The sequence below is a fragment of the Enterococcus sp. GPZ-007 genome, from assembly GCF_059374735.1.
This window is the reverse complement of sequence record NZ_JCAFYN010000048.1, coordinates 1-21624: the sequence shown is the minus strand read 5'-3', so window position 1 is coordinate 21624 and position 21624 is coordinate 1. Positions and strand designations below refer to the sequence as shown.

The window sequence follows — 21624 nt, the reverse complement described above, 5'->3', positions numbered from 1 at the left end:
TGTACGGCATACTTTTTTGTTTTATGGTGATTTTGATTGATGTATCAAGACCTAAACTTGTCAATAACTTAGTTTCTCAGGTTTTTTATAGTAATTATAACGATTAACTTCAAAATAACACTTAACTTTGGTAATATTGAATTATTAATAAATGAGACTAATTATCGAGGCAACTTTTTATCATTAGATATATGCTTCGATATTTTAAGGAGGAGAAAATGAAGAAAAAAGTTTTAGGATTATGCTTCTTGACTGTTTTGTTTCTAAATTGTTCAACGGCAGTATATGCTGAGGGAACTCAAGAAACAAGCAACAACCAAATAGTTGAAACGACAGCAATAAGCGAATCATCAACCGTTGAAGCGCAAGCAGATACATCAGCGGTTGAACAAACAGCTGATAATACAGAAGAAAACACTCAAACGACAGACAGCTCCGTACCAGAAGAAATTGTCGTTCCTGAATCACAAATGGAAACAGCAGAAGGTACGATGTCATTGCCAAAAGGACGCTCTGACCTTTATCCTTCGATTCAATTGTTTGCTGCGTTGCCGTCAGTTTCGGCAACGAATACTAATACGCCGAGTAAGAGCTTTATTGATATTTCTTCTCATAATGGAAATATCTCTGTTGCAAACTTTCAAAAAATGAGAAATTATGGCGTTACAGGCGTTGTTGTCAAATTAACTGAGGCTACTAGTTATAAAAATCCTTATGCACAATCGCAAATTAATAATGCTATGGCGGCTGGTATGAAGGTCTCTGCTTATCATTACAGCTGGTTTAAGACAGATGCTCAAGCCGTTGCAGAAGCCAACTATTTTGCAGCAGAAGCAAAAAGACTTGGACTCAGTAGTGGTACAGTAATGGTCAATGATATCGAGGAGCCTCAGATTGCTGGGAAAGGGGATCACACCAACAACTCTCGAGCTTTCGAAAATCGTTTGAAATCATTGGGTTACGGAAATGTTCGCCATTATATCGGTTTAAATTGGTTGACTAGCGGTCGGATCAATGGTGCCATGATTGGGAACAAAAATATTTGGGTAGCTGCTTATCCTTATAATCTCTCAACAACGAATTTTTATACGCAATACGGTGCTTGGCAATGGTCTTCACAATTATCATTTCCTGGCGTAGGCGGAAACTTTGATATTAACGCAGATTATACTGGAACCTTCAGTAATCCGAAAACAACACAGCCAGAAAATACTGTTCAAATGTATCGTGTCTACAATCCAAATAGTGGCGAACATTTCTACACACAAAATGCTGCTGAGAAAAATAATTTGGTCTCAAAAGGCTGGAAATATGAAGGCGTTGGTTGGAATGGTCCGACTTCAGGGGCACCAGTCTATCGTTTATATAACAAAAATGCTGGTGATCATCATTATACTATGAATGCGAATGAAAAGAACAACCTAGTATCAAAAGGTTGGAAATATGAAGGAATCTCTTGGTACTCTGGTGGTTCGAAAGCACTTCATCGGTTATATAATCCAAATGCTAAAGCTGGTTCGCATCATTACACATTGAACACGAATGAAAAAAATAATCTAGTAAAGCATGGCTGGAGATATGAAGGTTTGGCCTGGTATGCAAAATAGACTAAAAGTTCTCGAATTTTCGAGAACTTTTTTCTTTAGATTTCCTTTTTAAATACACTTGGATTCTTTGTCTTTTCAATGCTTTATGTTATTATAGATAAAGACTGCAATCGTGGAAACACTTGTAGAGAAAGAAGCAAGAGGTGAAAGCCATGTATGAGAGCACAGGCGCAGGTGAAACAGTCCGCTGTTCATTTTGCGGAAAGACCCAAGAGGAAGTTAAAAAAGTCGTGGCGGGTCCGGGAGTATACATATGTAATGAATGTATAGATCTTTGTAAAGAGATAATCGACGAGGAATTCCATGAAGAAGCGATTCGTGAATTTATTGATGTACCAAAACCAAAAGAATTGCTGGATGTCTTAAACCAATACGTTATTGGTCAAGATCGAGCAAAAAAGGCTTTATCGGTTGCGGTGTACAATCATTATAAACGAGTGAATACTGAGAGTGATGGGCTTGATGAGGTTGAATTGCAAAAGAGCAATATTTGTTTGATTGGTCCTACTGGATCAGGTAAAACATTTTTAGCGCAAACTTTAGCGAGAACACTGAACGTCCCATTTGCGATCGCGGATGCAACCAGTTTGACTGAAGCTGGGTATGTCGGTGAAGATGTGGAAAATATTCTATTGAAATTGTTACAATCTGCGGATTATAATGTTGAACGTGCCGAAAAAGGAATCATCTATATAGATGAAATCGACAAAATCACACGTAAGAGTGAGAATGTTTCGATCACACGGGATGTATCAGGAGAAGGCGTTCAACAAGCCTTGCTTAAGATTCTTGAAGGAACGGTTGCTAGTGTGCCGCCACAGGGTGGACGTAAACATCCACATCAAGAATTTATCCAAATTGATACAACAAACATTTTGTTTATTGTTGGCGGAGCATTCGATGGGATCGAGACGATTGTTAAAAATCGTTTAGGTGAAAAAACGATCGGCTTTGGCACAAATAACAAGAAAATTGATGAAGATGCAAGTATTATGCAACAGATTATTCCCGAAGATTTATTGAAATTCGGTTTAATTCCAGAATTCATCGGTCGCTTACCTGTAACAACAGCATTAGAAAAATTAACAACTGAGGATTTGGTTCGTATTTTGACTGAACCAAAAAATGCATTGGTTAAGCAGTATCAAAAATTGCTTTCTTATGATGAAACGGACTTAGCGTTTGACGCTGATGCACTGAACGCAATTGCCGACAAAGCTATTGCACGTAATACAGGGGCTCGTGGCTTACGTTCCATCATTGAAGACGTGATGATGGATGTTATGTTTGATATTCCGTCAGATGAATCAATTGAAAAAGTGATCGTGACTAAAGAGTCTGTTGAAGGAACAGGAAAACCGATCATTGAATACCATAACGATAAGAAAAAAGCAGGTTAGTAAGTGAGGGTTCACAAAATTATTTGTGAACCCTTTTTGAAAGGCGTGAAGCAATGAAAGTGCATAATGCAGAGATCGTGATAAGCGCGGTCTCGCCAAAACAATATCCTGAATCGGATCTGCCAGAGATTGCTCTAGCAGGGCGTTCAAATGTGGGGAAATCTTCATTTATCAATACCCTGATTGATCGAAAAAACTTAGCACGAACATCAGGAAAACCAGGTAAAACGCAAACGTTGAATTTTTATTTAATTGAAGATACTTTGCATTTTGTCGATGTCCCTGGGTATGGCTATGCGAAGGTATCGAAGACAGAGCGCGCCAAGTGGGGCGAGATGATTGAAACATACATTACTAGCCGCAAGCAATTACGAGCGGTGGTCTCACTAGTAGACGTTAGGCATGATCCTAGTAAAGAAGATATTCAGATGTATGAGTTTTTGAAGTATTATAATATCCCTGTGATTGTCGTCGCAACGAAGGCTGATAAGGTTCCCCGGGGAAAATGGAACAAACACACAAGTGCAATTAAGAAAAAACTAGATTTTGATCCGAATGACACCTTCATTCTTTTCTCTTCTGAAACAAAAAAAGGAAAAGAAGAAGCATGGCAGGCTATCGAAGCAGCAATCGAAAAGGACCAGGCTTAAGCCTGATCCTTTTTTTTATCTGTTTGTTCAGTTTTTGGTTTTAAAAACTTTTGAATGTCCTCGTCCTTTTGTACTTTTTTATCAGGATCGACAGCCAACGATTCAAATAGCTTATCCAAATCATCGGTTTTTTCAAATTTTAGTCCCATTTGAACACCTCCAGTTTCAGTTTTATCATAATCAATTATAGTATACAATTTTTTTAAACTTAATAATCAATTTCATAGGGTTTTTTAAATCTTTAAGATATAATTATAATAGAGCTATGAGAAAGGGGAAGGCAATGGAAAAAAATCAGAAGTTATACAGTGTTAGCCAGCTTTACGATCTTAAGCAAGCCGATATTCAATTGACGATCACCGATTGGCTAGTCATGAGTCGCCTATTGCTGGAACCAGACAAAATGCTAATCAATGGGAAAGAACAGGAATTTAATCAGGAACATTTGCAGCGAACCATTATTGAGTTTGGGCTGAAGGAAGATTTTTGGCTTCAATTGAAAAACGCGGAAGAAGAAACGACAATTCACTTGTTAGGAGATACGCTATTTGAAAAAAGTATCATCAATGAGAAAAATTTTTATTATTGGGAAAACGTCTATTTAGATTATTTGCGGTCGCGTTTGATTAAACACGGTTTCTTTGCTTACATTCGTTCTTATGATGAGTATCTTTATCATAACACGAGTGAGTTATCCAAACGTCGTTCATTTGAATCAGCAGAAGAAACCAATGCGTTACCCAAAATGAAAGGGCTTAATGGAGATGTTGTCGTAGATTGCAATCCTTTTCCTGGTTACGATGTTTTTTATAAAGGGGTCTGTCTGACAGCTTGTTGGTGGCTTTTTTTGGGAGCTCCTTATAAGAAATTGTTTGCGAAACAATTGTTGCTGGAGATCCAGCAGGTTGACCAAGTGGCAGAACTGGGTTCAGGCGTTTTCTTTGAACTCTACAAGGACCCGTTTCAGTGGCAAGATGCAGCGAATTTGAGGTTTCAACAATTGTTCAGGGATCAGTTAGGTATCTCACAATTGTCTTATACTAACGGTGTCGGTATATTAAAACAACCCTATATTGAGTTTGCTTTTGAAGACACAGTAATCCAAACAGTGCAATATCAAAATGAGCAGTTCCAACCGACTGAAAAGAGTGATGCTTCTTATTTCGTCACTAGAACCTATAATTTCTTGACGAATCAATATCGCGTAAATCGAATGAAGGGTGGTTTAAACGCTCTTGCTTACTTCCCGTGGATTGATGATGAGAGCGAGCGAATGATGAACTATCACATTTTGTATCCTGAGTTGACGTTAGACAAAGGTTTAGCAGCATTTGAGTACTATATCCGTGATTCAATCGAATTTGAGATTCAGGATATGCGTTATAAGGATTATACCGCTGTCTTACAGCTATTCATCCCCAAAAAAGCTTTTTTGGATTTTCCTTTAGATGAGTTGAAACTGGCATTGAAGGATATGACAATCCATCAAGTGAGTCGCAAAAATGATTCTCTGACCTTTTCATTAGAAAAAGAAGCGAAGCATTTGATTGTATCGTTTATTGATCAGAAGAAGGTATCCGCTAAAAATCAGTTAGATATTTTAGAAATTTGATGGAGGGAAAATAGCAGAACTATCTGCATTTCAAAAATTAATAAAAAAATTGTACTTTTGTTATAGAAAGGTGAGGTTTGCTATGGATCGAAGATATATCAAGATTATGGGTAGTTGCTTATTGATCGTTGCATTAATTTTCTTGTTGCCACTTCCGTCTCTAGAGATTCCTTTGTCGATTGCAGTTTTCTTTATTGGGATGATCCTGTTTGCGATCAAACCAAAACCTCAACCTGTCCGCGCTCACAGAAGAGATCGCTGGCTGTAAAAAAAACCACTCTCAAGTTTTTGAGAGTGGTTTTCTTTTTTATTATTTAGCAACTGGTTTTTTAACTAAACCATAGATAACACCTGACACAATTGCACCGATGACGATGAATAAAAGGTAAAGTAACGGATGACTCAACAAGAGAACTACGAAGATCCCGCCATGAGGGGCAAGCAATTTGATGCCAACAGCACCAACTAATCCGCCAGCCAAAGCTGATCCAACGACAAAGCTTGGAATCACGCGAATTGGATCGGCAGCTGCAAACGGAATCGCTCCTTCAGTTACGAAAGAAAGTCCCATTACAATGTTTGTCAATCCTGCATCTACTTGACTCTTTTCAAATTTATTCTTGAACAAACGAGTTGCAACAAAGATAGCCAAAGGAGGTACCATTCCACCTGCCATTACTGCCGCCATAACGATTGATCCTCCTTGAGCGACGCTTGACGCAAGCGTTGCCGTACCAAATACATAAGCAGCTTTGTTGATAGGACCACCTAAATCGACAGCCATCATTCCGCCAAGCAGAGCGCCTAATAAAATCGCATTTGAGCCGCTAAGGCCAGTCAAGAAACCATTTAAACCATCATTTATGGCTTTCATTGGAACGTTGACAAGGAGCATCAAGAAACCAGTAATCATCAACCCAAAGAAGGGGTAGAAGAGGATCGCTTTGATTCCTTCAAGTGACTTAGGCAAGTTTTTGAAGATTTTTTTCAAGAACACAATGACATATCCTGCAATAAAACCACCAATCAAAGCACCTAGGAAACCTGCTCCGCCAGCATTTGCCAAAGCACCAGCTGCAAAACCAGCAATCAAGCCAGGACGATCAGAAATACTTGATGCGATAAATCCAGCAAGTACAGGTAACATGAAACCAAATGCAGCACCGCCGATTTGATTGAACCAGCTAGCAGCTTGATTGTAATTCCCTAGATTAGCAAGTTCAGACTGAGGTACGCCCATAAATTGGTCAATCATGAATGATAAAGCGATCATGATTCCGCCGCCGATGACGAATGGTAGCATGTGTGATACACCATTCATCAAATCTTTATAAATGCGTTGTCCTAAAGTTCCATTATCACTTTTGTCATCGCTAGTTGAAGCTTCTTCGCCATTGCCATGATAAACAGGAGCGCTTCCGCTCAAGGCGAGGTTGATCAATTCCTCAGGTTTTCGGATTCCATCACTAACTGGACGGTTGACTAACTCTTTACCGTTAAAACGATTCATTTCTACTTTTTTATCAGCTGCTATAATGACTCCGTCAGCACGGGCAATATCTTCGTCAGTCAAGCGATGCTTGATTCCTTCAGAACCATTAGTTTCAACTTTAATCTCTACGCCCATTTCTTTCGCTTTTTTCTTCAAGGCATCTTCAGCCATGTAAGTATGTGCGATTCCAGTTGGGCAGGCTGTTACCGCTACGATATAACGCCGATTGGTATCTTTGATTTTTTCCTCAGCTTCAGCTTTTTCCTCAGCTTCCTTTGCTTTTTCAGCTGCATCAAAGGTCGCTTGGACTTGATCTGGACTATCAGCCGCTTTTAATTTTGCCACAAAATCTGGATTAATTAAAAGTCGAGACAGGGCAGCCAATGCTTGCAAGTGTGTATCGTTCGCACCCTCTGGAGCAGCGATCATAAAGAATAAATAGGTTGGTTGACCATCTAAAGATTCGTAGTCAACACCGTTTTTACTTTTAGCAAATAAAACTGTCGCTTCTTTGACTGCACTATTTTTTGCATGAGGCATTGCGATACCGTCGCCTAGGCCAGTGGAAGTTTGAGCTTCCCGATTTAAAATTCCTTCTTTATAAATATCAATGTCAGAAATACGGCCAGCGTCATACATTTTTTTAACCATTTCATCGATTGCACTTTTTTTCGTGGTCGCCTGCAAGTCCATGATCATGGCATCTTTGATCAATAAATCTTTAATATCCATCATAATTCCTCCAATTGTAATAAATATATGTTTGACAGAAGGGAAATCAGCATTATTTTACTTTGGTGATCTCAACTTCTGGTAATAATTCTTTAATGAAATCTGCTGTTGCTAAATCATCTGAGAATGTAGTAGCACTGCCGCATGCAACGCCCCATTTAAAAGCTTCGACAGGATCCTGTGTCTTAGTATAATTACCGACAAATCCAGCGATCATTGAATCACCTGCACCCACGGAATTTTTCACTTCACGTTTCAGTACATTTGAACGAAATACGCCATCTTCAGTAAATAGCAGAGCACCATCACCAGCCATTGAGACCAACGCATGTTGTGCGCCTTCGTCTAGCAGACGTTGACCAAACGGATAAATATCTTCGACTGAATTAAAGCTTGTTTGATATAGTTCTGCCAGTTCATGATTATTTGGCTTTACTAAAAGTGGCCCTTTTTCTAAGGCATCCATCAAATCAGCACCAGTTGTATCAATCACAAACGATGCGCCTTTGCCTTTAATGATCTCAATTAGTTTTTGATAAAAGCCAGTCGGAACACTGGCAGGCTTACTACCGGACAAAACTACGATGTCGGTTGAAGTCAAGTTTTCCAGTACTTTTTTTAGTCCATTCATTTCTTCTACTGAAACGACAGGGCCTTGACCATTGATTTCTGTTTCCTCATCGGCCTTCAACTTGATATTAATCCGTGTATCATCAGCAACTGTAGTAAAGTTGGTCTGAATGGTTTCTCTCTCCAGCCATTCTTCTATGAAACGGCCAGTAAATCCGCCGAGAAATCCTAGTGCGGTAGAATCATTATCAATTCGTTTCAAAATCCGCGAAACATTTATCCCTTTACCTCCTGGTAGTTTTAAATCATTCTTCATGCGATTAACATCGCCTATCATTAATTGTTCAACATGTACTATATAATCAATCGATGGGTTTAGTGTCACTGTATAAATCATACAGAAACCTCCTTCAAGGTAGTTTGTTCTGTGATTTGATTATGGATAACCAAATCACAGGTATCGGTGAGGATTGAAGCTGCTGACAATGGAGCGACACTGACAAAACTTGTTTGATTGAATTTGCTGTGATCAACTAAGACAAATGCTTCTTCGGATTGTTGGATCGCTGCCCTTTTTAAAATCGCTTCTTCAGGATCAGGAGTAGAATAGCCGCTGTCTATTCGAACACCATTCATTCCCATAAAGGCCTTATTAAAACGATATTGTTTCAATTGTTCCAAGGCTTGAGATCCTACAACTGCGTCAGTTGTCAGTTTGATTCGTCCACCTAATACGATTGTTGCGATTTCAGCTTCAACCAGACGAGCAGCTAAACCTACTGAATTTGTGACGACTGTGATTGCTCGATTCTTAAGGAAAGGGATCATTTCAGAAGTTGTGGTTCCGGCATCCAAATAGATTACATCGCCTTCGGATATGCTCTTAGCTGCATATCTGGCTATCAATTTCTTCTGTTGAACGTTTTTGGATGATTTCTCAGCCATACCTAATTCTTGTTCAAGATGCTGTGGACGTTTTGCACCACCGTGGACACGTTCCAGCATCCCTAAATTTTCAAGTTCCTGTAAATCACGTCTAATTGTGGATTCAGAAGCATCTAACCATTGGATTAGATCCTGTGATTTTACCAATCCATCCCGTTCCAACCAATCAGTAATTTTTCTGTGTCGTTCTTCTGTAAGCATTTTCAATCCTCCTTCATTTGAAATAGTACCACAGTTTTTTTTAGAATACAACCATAAACAGTCATAATCGGTCAAAAACATTTAAATAGGAATATTTGGTTCGTCTTATTTTGAAGGAGCGCTAAAATTCTGTATGATAAATATAGAGAGGTGAAGATTATGGGAAAACAAACGATTTTACAAGGATTTGAATGGTACCTTCCTGCTGACGGCAATCATTGGAAGACATTAGCAGAAAAAGCGGAGGAATTAAGTCAAATCGGAATTGATGCTATTTGGATGCCGCCGGCCTATAAAGGTTCTGAAGGCGCAAATGATGTCGGATATGGAACTTATGATCTTTATGATCTTGGCGAGTTCGACCAAAAGGGCAGTGTTCGAACAAAGTATGGAACCAAAGAAGAGTATTTAAGCAGTATAGCTGCATTGAAAAAAGCTGGATTGAAAATTTATGCAGATATTGTTTTCGATCATTTTATGGGCGCAGATGAGACAGAAACCGTTTCAGCTGTTTCCTATCGCTTTGATGATCGGACTAAACCTGATTCTGGTGAAGAGGAAATCGAAGCCTGGACAAAATTTACTTTTCCCGGCCGCCAAGGGAAATACAATGATTATCAATGGAATTGGGAAAATTTTTCAGGGGTAGATTATGATGCTCGGGAAAAAGATCATGCGATTTTCAACTTTGCAGACAAAGGCTGGGAGCCGAATGTTGATGACGAAAATGGCAACTTTGATTATTTAATGGGATGTAATCTAGACATGGAGAATCCTGAAACTATCGAACAATTAGACAAATGGGGTCAATGGTATCAGGAATTGACAGGTGTGGATGGTTATCGCTTAGATGCAGTAAAGCACATTCGATTTGATCTTTTTGTTGATTGGCTTTTGCACCGTCGTGAGGAAAAAGGTGAGGATCTTTTTGTTGTCGGAGAGTATTGGTCCGATGAGCTAGAGAAACTGCAGGAATATCTAGATTCTTCTGGAAACCTGATTTCACTTTTTGATGTTCCACTACATTTCAATTTCTTTCAAGCGGCTTCAACTATGGGTGGATTTGATATGAGGCAAATATTTGCTGGAACTTTGATCGAGACGCGTCCCGATTGGGCGGTAACATTTGTCGATAATCATGATACCCAACATGGACAAAGCTTGGAATCGTGGGTAGAAGGCTGGTTCAAATTGCATGCCTATAGTTTAATTTTACTGCGAAACGAAGGTGAACCAGTCGTTTTTTGGGGAGACTTGTATGGAACGGAAAACGCTGAAGCAGTTGGTCCGGGTCTTAACAACTTAATCAAGTTGCGACAAATGCTGAATTTTGGTAATCAAGCAGATTATTTTGATGATCCTGATGTGATTGGTTGGACTTTAACAGGTGATTTTGATGATCCTGAATCAGGAGCGGCAGTGATTATGACAAATGCCAATGGTGGCGAAAAAGAAATGACCATCAGCGCTATTCATGAAGGTGAAACATTTGTTGATTTACTTGGAAATAATGAAGCAAAAGTGGTATTGGATGAAAATGGACAAGGGGTATTTCCAGTGAATGACGGTCAGGTTTCAGTCTACGTGAACGAAAGACTAGCTAAAAAAATTCACGGCTAGATTATTCAAGAGACTCTGTGGAGTAGTTTAAATTGATCAATTTATCCATCGTCTGTGACTTTGAGAATATTTATAGAAAGCAAATGCTAATATTTCTTTCCATTCGGATAGTTATATGCACATTTGCTTTCTTTTTGTAAAGAATTTTTCAAAATTGCTTTCTAATTAACTTTTTATTGCTTTATCTTGTTTTTTTGCAATCGCAGCATCTGAGCGCTCGCGAATCTGTGCCTTTATTTTTTGTGTATAGCCTTCATCGGTCAGGATCATGAGCAGATCACCGACCTTCATGACCGTGTCTCCGTGAGTGAGTATTTCAGAAGAGCCACGTCGAATCGAAATCAACAACATTTCATCCGGCCAATTAAAATCGCGAACCATCATACCATCCAAAGTACTTTCGGCTGTAACAGGAAATTCGATGATTGTCTTATTTCCAGTAATACTTGGAAGATGTCCTTTAAGTAAACGTTCAAGCAACGATTCGTAAATTGGATTACCACCTAATAAATCATTGATTACATAAGCGGTTAACGAACAAACTGCTAAAGGCATTAAATGCGTGATATTACCAACCATTTCGGTAACAAGAATAATTGCTGTTAATGGTGCCTTTCCGATAGCTGTGAAATATCCCGCCATCGCGAAAATCGCAAAATCACGAATCAGCATGGAATCCATCCCAAACCATTGATGCAAAACAGTCCCAAAAATACCACCAATCAAGGCGCCTAACGTCAGAATCGGAAGGAAAATCCCGCCTGGAAGATTCGCGCCATAAGAGATCATTGAAAAGATAAAACGTAAAAGAAATAAGAAAAGCAATACAGTCAATGGAAAAACTTCTTTGCCTAGGGATAGGACGATTTGATTGCCGCCGCCTAAATAATGCGGAAAAAAGAAAGCAATCGGAATAATCAATAAAAAGGGAATTATGCCATAAAGATGTTCTGGCAAGTGTGTTCGTTTATAAAATTGCGGCAATAATAAAAGTACGATTTGGTAAACATAGCCGAGTGCGCCTAGAATAATTCCGAGAAGAATCAATAGACCATAATACTTCAAAGGTAGTGATGGAACATTTGCGATAAACAGAACTGGTTTTAAACCAAAAAAGTTCAATGAGACTAGGTTTGCCGTCAAAGCTGCAGTAAGCGAAGTTAACCAAATCAAGGGTGAGAAGTGATGATGGACTTCTTCTATTACAAACAACAACCCAGCAATCGGCGCATTGAAAGCCGCGCCTAGCCCCGCCGCTGCGCCACTAGAAATAAAAATCTTTTTTTCTGAGGTTGAGGCATGAGTATATTCACTAAAACCTTGTCCTATCATAGCGCCTAATTGAATCGAGGGACCTTCACGACCTAAAAACAATCCTGATCCGACAGACAAAACGCCACCGACAAATTTTTTCCAAAGAACTGAGAACCAGTTCAATTTAATCTCACCCTGCAAGGTCCCTTCGACTTGCGGGATGCCGCTGCCTTTGATATTTGGTTCAGATTTTATCATTCTGCCAACGATCAAAGCGCAAACTAGCATGACTAAAGCCCATGGAATCAGCCACAAGGGATTATCACGAAACCAGAGATAAAGCGTGACGACATGTTCCATCATCTTTTCAATCAATAGACGAAACAAACTAACAATGATTCCGGCGATTGCTCCAATCAAAACTCCTTTTAATATAAAGAATACTTTTGTACTATCTAAACGTTTTATTTCATGTTCTTTTTTCATGATTTCCTCCCATACCATTATTAAATCTAGCGCTAATTCCCAAGAAAAACAAGGACGAATTAATGAATTCGCTTTTTTAAAATGTTGCTAGTGTCGCGAAACTTTCTGAGATGCTATAATGAAAAAGATTGAATAGAGAAAGGACGTTTTGCATGCCAAACAAACAGGAGTTGTTAGCAGGACTAAACCCTAAACAAAAAGAAGCGGTGCTTCATACAGAAGGACCGTTATTGATTATGGCGGGAGCAGGAAGTGGAAAGACACGAGTCTTGACCCATCGAATTGCTTATTTAATAGAAGAAAAAAATGTGAATCCATGGAATATTTTGGCAATCACTTTTACCAATAAGGCAGCACGAGAAATGAAGGAGCGGGTGAACGGCATTCTAGGGCAAGGTGGCGAAGATGTTTGGGTCTCCACTTTCCACTCGATGTGTGTTCGTATTTTACGCCGCGATGTAGATGCAATCGGTTATGATCGGAATTTTACGATTTTGGATAGTTCGGACCAATTGACACTAATGAAACGAATTTTGAAAGAATTAAACATTGATCCGAAAAAATATGATCCGCGCTCGATTCTGGGATCAATCAGCAATGCAAAAAATGAGTTGCTTACACCAGAAACTTACGCCGATCGCCAAGGTTCTTTTTTTGAAGAAATTGTCGCACGTTGCTACGATGCTTATCAAAAAGCCTTGCGAAACAATCAAAGCATGGATTTCGATGATTTGATTATGAATACGATTCGATTATTTGAAGATAACGAAGAAGTTCTGACCTATTATCAGAATAAGTTTCATTACTTACACGTCGATGAGTATCAAGATACTAACCATGCCCAATACACCTTGGTAAATATGTTAGCCGCACGGTTCCGTAATTTGTGTGTTGTCGGTGATGCGGATCAAAGCATCTATGGCTGGCGTGGTGCGGATATGCAGAATATTTTAGATTTTGAAAAAGACTATAACGATGCAACAGTCATTTTGCTAGAACAAAATTATCGTTCGACGAAAAGTATTTTAGATGCTGCCAATCAAGTCATTCAAAATAATAGCAATCGTCGGGATAAGAATCTTTGGACTGATAATCAAGCAGGAGAACAGATTACTTACTATCGTGCCGATAGCGAACGTGATGAAGCGCAGTTCATTGTCAGCAAAATTACAGAAGAGATCCAAACAAATAATCGTAGCTATAATGATTTTGCTGTTTTGTATCGAACGAATGCTCAATCACGGGTGATTGAAGATACACTAGTCAAATCGAATGTTCCTTATACAATGGTCGGCGGACATAAATTCTATGACCGTAAAGAAATAAAAGACATTATCGCTTATTTGAATATTATTAATAATCCTCGAGATGGTGTCAGCTTCGAACGCGTGATTAATACGCCAAAACGCGGAATTGGAGCGGCTTCAGTCGAAAAATTACGAAATTTTGCAACAATGCACGATTGGTCAATGGTTGAGGCTGCGCAAAATGTAGATCTTGCGAATATCTCCGGTAAAGCGGGGCGGATGATTGGCGAATTCGGTACGATGATCACGCAATTTCAAGAAATGATCGGATATTTACCGGTTACAGATTTAGTTGATCAAGTACTAGAGCGAACGGGCTATTTAGATGAATTAAAAAATCAACGGACGCTTGAAGCTGAATCACGTCTTGAAAACTTGGAAGAATTCCGAACAGTAACGAAGGAATTCGACAAACGTAACGAAGCACAAGAAGATGATGCGGCGAATGCCCCAGAAGAGAAACTAGCGATCTTCTTAAATGATTTGGCACTTGTTTCAGATCTGGATGATTACCAAGAAGAGAGTGCACAAGTAACTCTAATGACGTTACACGCGGCTAAGGGATTAGAATTTCCGATCGTTTTCTTGATTGGGATGGAAGAAAAAATCTTTCCACTGTCTCGTTCATTGATGGAAGAAGCCGAATTAGAGGAAGAGCGTCGTTTGGCTTATGTTGGCATAACTCGTGCTGAAGAAAGCTTGTACTTAACAAACGCCTTTTCTCGAACACTTTATGGAAAAACACAATACAATCAACCATCTCGTTTTGTATCGGAGATTGATGAAAGCTTATTGAATCCGGTAGGAATGCAGCCACAACCCAAAGCTGCCTCCTTTAATAATCCGTTCAAGACAAACCCTAATGCGATGAAGCCAAAATATCAGCATGCTACACGAGAACCAGTAATGAACAAAAACGCTTCCGGTGGTGAAAATGAAAGCTGGAATCCAGGTGATAAAGTGCAACATAAAAAATGGGGGACTGGAACAGTAGTAAAAGTTAGCGGCAACGCGAAGGATGTTGAACTAGACATTGCTTTCCCACAACAAGGGGTCAAGCGTTTATTAGCGGCCTTTGCGCCAATTCAAAAAATATAAAAACTAGGAGGGATCTTCTTGGAACCAATGACCTTTCAAGCAGCGGAAGAGCGTTCAGCCCAGCTTCGCGATGAATTGAATCAATACGCCTATGAATACTACGTACAAGATCAACCTTCGGTGGAAGATTTTGTTTATGATAAAAAATATCAAGAATTAGTAGAAATCGAAACGGAATATCCCGACTTGATTACACCGGAATCACCTACACAGCGTGTAGGTGGTAAAGTACTAGAAGGCTTTGAAAAAGTTGTGCATGATATTCCTTTATACAGTTTGAATGATGTTTTCAGTAAGGAAGAGTTAATTGCTTTTGACGAAAGGGTCAAAAAAGCGGTGGGACATCCCGTTTCTTACTGTGTGGAATTAAAAATCGATGGACTATCGATCTCATTAAAATATGAAAATGGGGTCTTCGTACAAGGGGCGACTCGCGGAGATGGAACAGTTGGTGAAAATATCACAGAAAACTTGAAAACCGTGAAGTCGATTCCATTGCGGTTAAAAGAACCATTGACCATCGAGGTACGAGGCGAATGTTATATGCCGAAAGCTTCATTTATCAAGTTAAATAAGCAGCGGGAAGAAGATGGAAAAGAAGTTTTTGCTAATCCCCGTAATGCGGCAGCTGGAAGTTTGCGACAATTGGATACACGTATCGCGGCACAAAGAAACTTGAGCACTTTTTTGTATACATTAGCTGATTTTGGTCCGTTAGAATCAACAACTCAAGACCATGCACTGAATGAAATGTCTCGCTTAGGCTTTCGGACGAATCCGGAACACCGTGTCTGCGAGACAATCGATGAAGTTTGGGAATATATCGAGAACTTCCATGAAACGAGAGACCAATTGTCTTACGAAATTGATGGCATCGTGATCAAGGTGAATGAATTTGATTTACAAGACGAGTTGGGCTTTACCGTGAAAGCGCCACGCTGGGCCACAGCTTACAAATTTCCGCCTGAAGAAGCACAGACGACCTTACTGGACATTGATTGGACGATTGGACGAACAGGCGTATTGACACCGACAGCAATTATGGAGCCAGTTCGTTTAGCAGGAACAACAGTTGGGCGTGCTAGTCTGCATAATAGTGATTATATTGAAAAGAAAGACATTCGATTGAAAGACACGATTTTAGTTTATAAGGCTGGAGATATTATTCCGGAAGTTGCACAGGTAATTCTGGAAAAGCGTCCGAAAGACAGCGAACCGTATCCAGTACCAACCCATTGTCCGATTTGTGATAGCGAGTTAGTTCATTTGGATGAAGAAGTTGCGTTGCGCTGCATTAATCCAAAATGTCCGGCACAGATCAAAGAGGGATTAAGCCACTTCGTTTCTCGAAACGCCATGAATATTGAAGGCTTAGGTCCTCGAGTATTAGCACAAATGTTCGATAAGAAACTAATCTCAGATGTTGCAGATCTATATTCATTGGATAAAGAGCAACTGTTGACTTTAGACAAGATCAAGGATAAGTCTGCTGAAAATATTTTGCAGGCAATTGATGCCAGTCGTGGGAATTCAGTTGAACGTCTGATCTTTGGTCTTGGTATCCGTCATGTTGGTGCAAAAGCCGCAGGGATTTTAGCGGAACACTTTGGCAATCTTGAAGCTATAAGCAAGGCTGACAAAGAAGAAATCGTTAGCCTGAATACGATTGGTGATACAATCGCAGACAGCTTGGTGACGTATTTCGAAAATGAAGAGGTCCACGAATTGATGCAAGAATTAGCAGATCGTGGTGTAAATCTTGAATATAAGGGGATTCGAGCGAGTCAGTTGGCAGAAGTCGAATCACCGTTCAAAGATAAAACGGTCGTGCTGACAGGGAAGCTTGTCGACTATACCCGAGAAGATGCTAAAGAGAAAATTCAAAATCTTGGCGGGAAAGTCACGGGCAGCGTCTCTAAAAAGACAGATATCGTAGTAGCTGGCGAAGACGCCGGAAGTAAGCTGACAAAAGCACAAAGTTTGGGTATAGAAGTTTGGGATGAAAAACAAATGATTCAAGCAATCGAAGAAAGTCATACAGATTAAGCAATTTTGTCTAGAAGAATATTGACGATTCGATTAACGAACGAGTATTATAAAAAAGCGTCAGGTCTACTAGAATGGGTTCATTGACTAAATTGTTTGAATTGAACAACTTTTCAAAAAATTTCAAGAAAAAACCGTGAATTCTAACAGAGATATGATAAAATGATTGAAAATTGACAAAAGAAAGAGGGATATTATGGCAATCAATGAAGAACAAGTGAAACATGTCGCGAAACTTGCGAAGCTTTCTTTTTCAGATGATGAATTGACTGGGTTTACAGATCAATTAGGCAAAATAATCGACATGGTCGAACAACTTGGGGAAGTTGATACAGAAGGCGTGCCATTTACTTCCAATGTAGTAGAAACAATTAACGTCATGCGCGAAGATGTAACCGATGGAGGCTGGCCGCGTGACGAGTTAATGAAAAATGTTCCGGAAAGCGAAGATGGTTTTATTAAGGTTCCGGCAATCATTGACAATGGAGAGGCTGGTGCATAATGGAAAAATTATATGATAAATCAATTGAAGAACTACACAGTCTGTTAGTTTCAAAAGAAATTACCGCGACTGATCTAACAAGCGAAACCTTTGACCGAATCAAAGAAACTGAAAAAGATATCGATGCCTTTATCACTTTGAATGAAGAAAAAGCGCTAGAATTGGCAAAAGCCATCGATGCAAAAGGAATCACTGAAGAAAATGCGTTGGCTGGTATTCCAATCGGAATCAAAGACAACATCGTTACGAAAGGACTTCTAACAACAGCTGCATCAAAAATCTTATCAAACTTTGATCCTATTTATGATGCCACCGTCATGGAGAAGGTTTACAGTTCAGATTTAATTCCTGTCGGAAAACTAAATATGGATGAGTTTGCGATGGGAAGTTCAAGCGAAACATCATACTTTAAGAAAACAAAAAATGCTTGGGACCAAACGAAGGTTCCCGGTGGCTCTTCAGGTGGCTCTGCTGCTGCAGTAGCGGCAGGAGAAGTTCCTGTTTCCTTAGGTAGTGATACTGGGGGCAGTATTCGCCAGCCTGCAGCTTTCAATGGCGTTGTTGGATTGAAACCTACTTATGGCCGCGTATCTCGTTTTGGCTTGATTGCTTTTGCATCATCATTAGACCAAATTGGCCCATTTACCCGAACAGTTAAGGATAATGCCTTAGCTCTAAATGCAATCAGTGGATATGATCCAAAAGATGGCACCTCTGCGGGAGTTTCTGTACCTGATTTTGCAGCTGGTTTAACTGGCGATATCAAAGGAATGAAGATCGCATTACCAAAAGAATTTATGGCTGAGGGAATTGAGCCAGGAGTCAAAGCTGCAATTACAAAAGCAGTTGACACATTTAAAGCCTTGGGTGCAACAGTTGAAGAAGTTAGCTTGCCTCACTCAAAATATGGTGTAGAAGTGTATTACATCATCGCCTCATCTGAAGCAAGCTCAAACTTGCAGCGTTTTGATGGTATTCGTTATGGGTTCCGTTCTGAAGATGTTCAAAACTTGGAAGATGTTTATGTAAATACCCGGACTGAAGGCTTCGGCGATGAAGTAAAACGCCGGATCATGTTAGGTACCTTCTCACTTTCTGCCGGCTACTATGATGCGTACTTCAAGAAAGCCGGACAAGTTCGGACATTGATTAAGCAAGACTTCGATAAAGTCTTTGCTGATTATGATTTGATCATTGGTCCAACATCACCAACTGTTGCCTTTGGTATTGGTGAAAATATCGATGATCCAATCACCATGTATTTAAATGATATCTTGACTATTCCTGTAAATCTTGCTGGACTACCAGGGATGTCTGTTCCTGCAGGCTTCTCAGAGGGCTTACCTGTCGGATTACAAATCATCGGAAAACATTTCGACGAATCAACTATGTATAAAGCGGCATACGCCTTTGAACAAGCAACAGATTTTCATAAGCAAAAACCAGTGATTTTAGGGGGGGACAAATAATGAACTTAGAGACAGTCATTGGGCTAGAAGTCCATGTAGAATTAAAAACAAACTCTAAAATCTTTTCACCTGCGCCCGCTCACTTTGGTGCAGAAGCTAATACCAATACGAATATTATCGACTGGGGTTATCCAGGTGTCTTACCAGTTATGAATAAAGCGGCAATCGAATTTGGAATGAAGGCAGCTCTAGCTTTAAATTGTGAAATTTCTAAAAATATGCATTTTGACCGCAAAAACTATTTTTATCCAGATAATCCCAAAGCCTATCAAATCTCGCAATTTGACGAACCAATCGGACATGATGGCTGGATCGAGATTGATGTCAACGGCAAAAAGAAAAAGATCCGAATTGAACGTGTTCATTTAGAGGAAGATGCTGGTAAAAACATGCACGGCATCGGTGGTTATTCTTATGTCGACTTGAACCGTCAAGGCACACCATTAATCGAAATTGTTTCTGAAGCGGACATGCGTTCACCTGAAGAAGCCAATGCCTATTTGGAAGCATTACGTTCAATCATCCAGTTCACTGGCGTCAGCGATGTGAAGATGGAAGAAGGATCAATGCGTTGTGATGCGAATATTTCTTTACGCCCTTATGGTCAAGAAGAATTTGGGACAAAAACTGAGTTGAAAAACTTGAACTCTATCAGTTTTGTCAAAAAGGGTTTAACATTTGAAGTCCAACGTCAAACAAAGGTCTTGCTTTCTGGTGGAACAATTCAGCAGGAAACTCGTCGTTACGATGAAGGTACCAATAAAACAATTCTAATGCGTGTCAAAGAAGGCTCAAGCGACTACCGTTACTTCCCAGAACCAGATATTCCACGTTTTGAAATCGATGATGCATGGATTGATGAAGTACGTGAAACATTGCCAGAAATGCCGGCAGCACGTCGTGAACGCTATGTGAATGAGCTAGGTTTACCAGAATATGATTCGATGGTCCTAACTTTAAGTCGTGAAATGTCAGATTTCTTTGAAGATACCTTGAAGGAAGGCGCAGATGCAAAACAAGCTTCTAACTGGTTGATGGGCGAAGTATCTGCCTATTTGAACAGTGAAAAATTTGAGTTAGCTGATACTAAGTTAACTCCGAACAACTTAGCAGGCATGATCACCCTGATTGCCGACGGTACGATCAGCTCTAAAATTGCGAAGAAAGTCTTCCGAGAATTGATTCAAAATGGTGGAGACGCCAAAGAAGTTGTTGAAGCTAAAGGACTTGTTCAGTTGTCAGATCCTGCTCAATTACTTCCGATGATCAATGAAGTGTTGGATAATAATGAACAATCTGTTGAAGATTTCAAGAACGGTAAAGAAAGAGCTGTTGGTTTCTTAGTTGGCCAAATTATGAAAGCGACTAAAGGAAAAGCTAATCCTGGCGTAGTAAACAAATTACTTCAAGAGGAATTAGCGAAACGGTAAGGGGCTCGAACATGAGAAAAGCACGACTGATTTATAATCCAGTATCTGGAAAAGAGATCATGCGCAATAATTTGGCAGATATCTTAGATGCCATTGAAAAAGCAGGTTATGAAGCAAGTGCCTTTGCTACAACTCCTGAGCCTGATTCAGCCAAAAATGAAGCAACTCGTGCCGCAAAAGCTGGTTTTGAACTAGTTGTTGCGGCAGGTGGAGATGGAACAATCAATGAAGTGGTCAATGGGATCGCTGGTTTGAAAAAGCGACCTAAGATGGCAATTATTCCTGCGGGAACCACAAATGATTATGCCCGCGCTTTGAAAGTGCCACGCAATAATGTCAAAGCAGCAGCTGAGGTGATCCAAAAACAGCAGACAGTTAAGATGGATATTGGGAAAGCAGCTGATACGTATTTTATTAATATCGCTGCTGGCGGTTCATTGACAGAGCTTACTTACGAAGTTCCCTCAGAACTAAAAAGTATTTTTGGGTATTTAGCCTATTTAGCTAAAGGTGCGGAGATGCTTCCACGGATTAAGCCAACAAAAATGCGTCTAGTTTATGAAGGCGGTGAGTATGAGGGGAATGCTTCGATGTTTTTCTTGGGCTTGACCAACTCTATTGGCGGTTTTGAAACGATCGCACCTGACGCTAAACTAGATGATGGAAAATTTTCACTGATCGTGGTCAAAACAGCAAATCTTTTTGAGATCGTCCGCTTGATCACACTAGTATTAAATGGTGGAAAGCATGTCAATGATTCAAAAGTTTTATATGTAAAGACTAGTTTTTTAGATGCAAGTTTGATTGATACTGATAAGAAAATGATGATCAATTTAGATGGTGAATATGGCGGCGATGCTCCAATGCGCTTTGAAAATCTGCATCAACACATTGAATTCTACGCGAATACTGATGAGATCAATGACGATGCGATTTTAGGTCAAGATGATCAAAAACGTGAAGCTGGAATCGAACTTGTTAAAGAGTACGAAAAAATTCAAGATGAAGATTCAGAAGATTAAAACTAGAACGTTTCTGTTGAAAGACAGAGACGTTTCAGACTGTAGACAAAGTCCATTTTATGGATGCTGTCTACAGTCTTTTCTTTTATAATAGATTTATGAAACCGAATACAAGGAGTGATAGTTATGATGTCCAAAAACAATACAAACGGCAGAAATCAATTCGCGATGCTCACGATTG

Annotated in this window: 17 protein-coding genes; 12 read left to right on the top strand and 5 right to left on the bottom strand. The window is 39.7% G+C overall.

The window, feature by feature from the left end; genetic code table 11:
- Nucleotides 1–218 precede the first annotated feature (218 nt).
- The 3 genes from AC4J95_RS18025 to yihA all read left to right on the top strand — a co-directional run bounded on the left by AC4J95_RS18025 (nt 219) and on the right by yihA (nt 3657).
- Entirely contained in the window at nt 219–1607 is a 1389-nt protein-coding gene (locus tag AC4J95_RS18025) for a GH25 family lysozyme (RefSeq protein WP_494551033.1), read from the top strand.
- A gap of 152 nt (nt 1608–1759) precedes the next feature.
- Nucleotides 1760–3007, top strand: a complete 1248-nt coding sequence (gene clpX / locus AC4J95_RS18020; protein WP_316402888.1) for an ATP-dependent Clp protease ATP-binding subunit ClpX — start codon at nt 1760–1762, stop codon at nt 3005–3007.
- Between the two features lie 53 nt (nt 3008–3060).
- The gene (gene yihA / locus AC4J95_RS18015; RefSeq protein ID WP_494551032.1) at nt 3061–3657 is read left to right on the top strand and encodes a ribosome biogenesis GTP-binding protein YihA/YsxC; all 597 of its coding nucleotides are present in this window, start codon (nt 3061–3063) and stop codon (nt 3655–3657) included.
- Here yihA and AC4J95_RS18010 read toward each other — a convergent pair.
- Nucleotides 3654–3806 carry an SPJ_0845 family protein gene (locus tag AC4J95_RS18010; protein ID WP_494551031.1) on the bottom strand — a complete coding sequence of 51 codons (153 nt, stop codon included), beginning with the start codon at nt 3804–3806 and terminating at the stop codon, nt 3654–3656. The genes yihA and AC4J95_RS18010 overlap by 4 nt on opposite strands.
- 134 nt (nt 3807–3940) lie before the next feature.
- Here AC4J95_RS18010 and AC4J95_RS18005 point away from each other — a divergent pair, with 134 nt between their 5' ends.
- Both AC4J95_RS18005 and AC4J95_RS18000 read left to right on the top strand, forming a co-directional pair.
- Complete coding sequence (locus AC4J95_RS18005) at nt 3941–5269, top strand: hypothetical protein (RefSeq protein ID WP_494551030.1); 1329 nt, start codon at nt 3941–3943, stop codon at nt 5267–5269.
- An 82-nt stretch (nt 5270–5351) separates the two neighbouring features.
- Nucleotides 5352–5537 carry a hypothetical protein gene (locus tag AC4J95_RS18000; protein WP_316402892.1) on the top strand — a complete coding sequence of 62 codons (186 nt, stop codon included), beginning with the start codon at nt 5352–5354 and terminating at the stop codon, nt 5535–5537.
- A gap of 42 nt (nt 5538–5579) precedes the next feature.
- On the opposite strand, the gene AC4J95_RS17995 is transcribed toward AC4J95_RS18000, so the two are convergent.
- From AC4J95_RS17995 to AC4J95_RS17985, 3 genes are read right to left on the bottom strand one after another with little or no spacing between them, the layout of a single operon-like run.
- Entirely contained in the window at nt 5580–7493 is a 1914-nt protein-coding gene (locus AC4J95_RS17995) for a PTS fructose transporter subunit IIABC (RefSeq protein ID WP_494551029.1), read from the bottom strand.
- A 52-nt stretch (nt 7494–7545) separates the two neighbouring features.
- Complete coding sequence (gene pfkB, locus AC4J95_RS17990) at nt 7546–8460, bottom strand: 1-phosphofructokinase (RefSeq protein ID WP_494551028.1); 915 nt, start codon at nt 8458–8460, stop codon at nt 7546–7548.
- Nucleotides 8457–9209, bottom strand: a complete 753-nt coding sequence (locus AC4J95_RS17985) for a DeoR/GlpR family DNA-binding transcription regulator (protein WP_494551027.1) — start codon at nt 9207–9209, stop codon at nt 8457–8459. The genes pfkB and AC4J95_RS17985 overlap by 4 nt, the downstream gene beginning before the upstream one ends.
- A gap of 159 nt (nt 9210–9368) precedes the next feature.
- Here AC4J95_RS17985 and AC4J95_RS17980 point away from each other — a divergent pair, with 159 nt between their 5' ends.
- The gene (locus tag AC4J95_RS17980) at nt 9369–10829 is read left to right on the top strand and encodes an alpha-amylase (protein ID WP_494551026.1); all 1461 of its coding nucleotides are present in this window, start codon (nt 9369–9371) and stop codon (nt 10827–10829) included.
- Nucleotides 10830–10994: 165 nt separating this feature from the next.
- Here the strand turns inward: AC4J95_RS17980 and AC4J95_RS17975 are convergent, their stop codons facing one another.
- Nucleotides 10995–12569: a ClC family H(+)/Cl(-) exchange transporter gene (locus AC4J95_RS17975; protein WP_494551025.1), complete on the bottom strand. Its 1575-nt coding sequence runs from the start codon at nt 12567–12569 to the stop codon at nt 10995–10997.
- Between the two features lie 152 nt (nt 12570–12721).
- Here AC4J95_RS17975 and pcrA point away from each other — a divergent pair, with 152 nt between their 5' ends.
- The 6 genes from pcrA to AC4J95_RS17945 all read left to right on the top strand — a co-directional run bounded on the left by pcrA (nt 12722) and on the right by AC4J95_RS17945 (nt 21443).
- Entirely contained in the window at nt 12722–14974 is a 2253-nt protein-coding gene (gene pcrA / locus AC4J95_RS17970; RefSeq protein ID WP_494551024.1) for a DNA helicase PcrA, read from the top strand.
- Nucleotides 14975–15001: 27 nt separating this feature from the next.
- A complete protein-coding gene (gene ligA, locus AC4J95_RS17965; protein WP_494551039.1) occupies nt 15002–17020 on the top strand; it encodes an NAD-dependent DNA ligase LigA in 2019 nt (672 codons plus the stop codon).
- Between the two features lie 196 nt (nt 17021–17216).
- Complete coding sequence (gene gatC / locus AC4J95_RS17960) at nt 17217–17522, top strand: Asp-tRNA(Asn)/Glu-tRNA(Gln) amidotransferase subunit GatC (protein WP_494551023.1); 306 nt, start codon at nt 17217–17219, stop codon at nt 17520–17522.
- On the top strand, nt 17522–18991 hold the full coding sequence (gene gatA, locus AC4J95_RS17955; RefSeq protein WP_494551022.1) for an Asp-tRNA(Asn)/Glu-tRNA(Gln) amidotransferase subunit GatA: 1470 nt from the start codon (nt 17522–17524) through the stop codon (nt 18989–18991). Before gatC ends, gatA begins: the two co-directional genes overlap by 1 nt.
- On the top strand, nt 18991–20421 hold the full coding sequence (gene gatB, locus AC4J95_RS17950; RefSeq protein WP_494551021.1) for an Asp-tRNA(Asn)/Glu-tRNA(Gln) amidotransferase subunit GatB: 1431 nt from the start codon (nt 18991–18993) through the stop codon (nt 20419–20421). The genes gatA and gatB overlap by 1 nt, the downstream gene beginning before the upstream one ends.
- Nucleotides 20422–20432: 11 nt before the next feature.
- A complete protein-coding gene (locus AC4J95_RS17945) occupies nt 20433–21443 on the top strand; it encodes a diacylglycerol kinase (protein ID WP_316402902.1) in 1011 nt (336 codons plus the stop codon).
- Nucleotides 21444–21624: the final 181 nt, after the last annotated feature.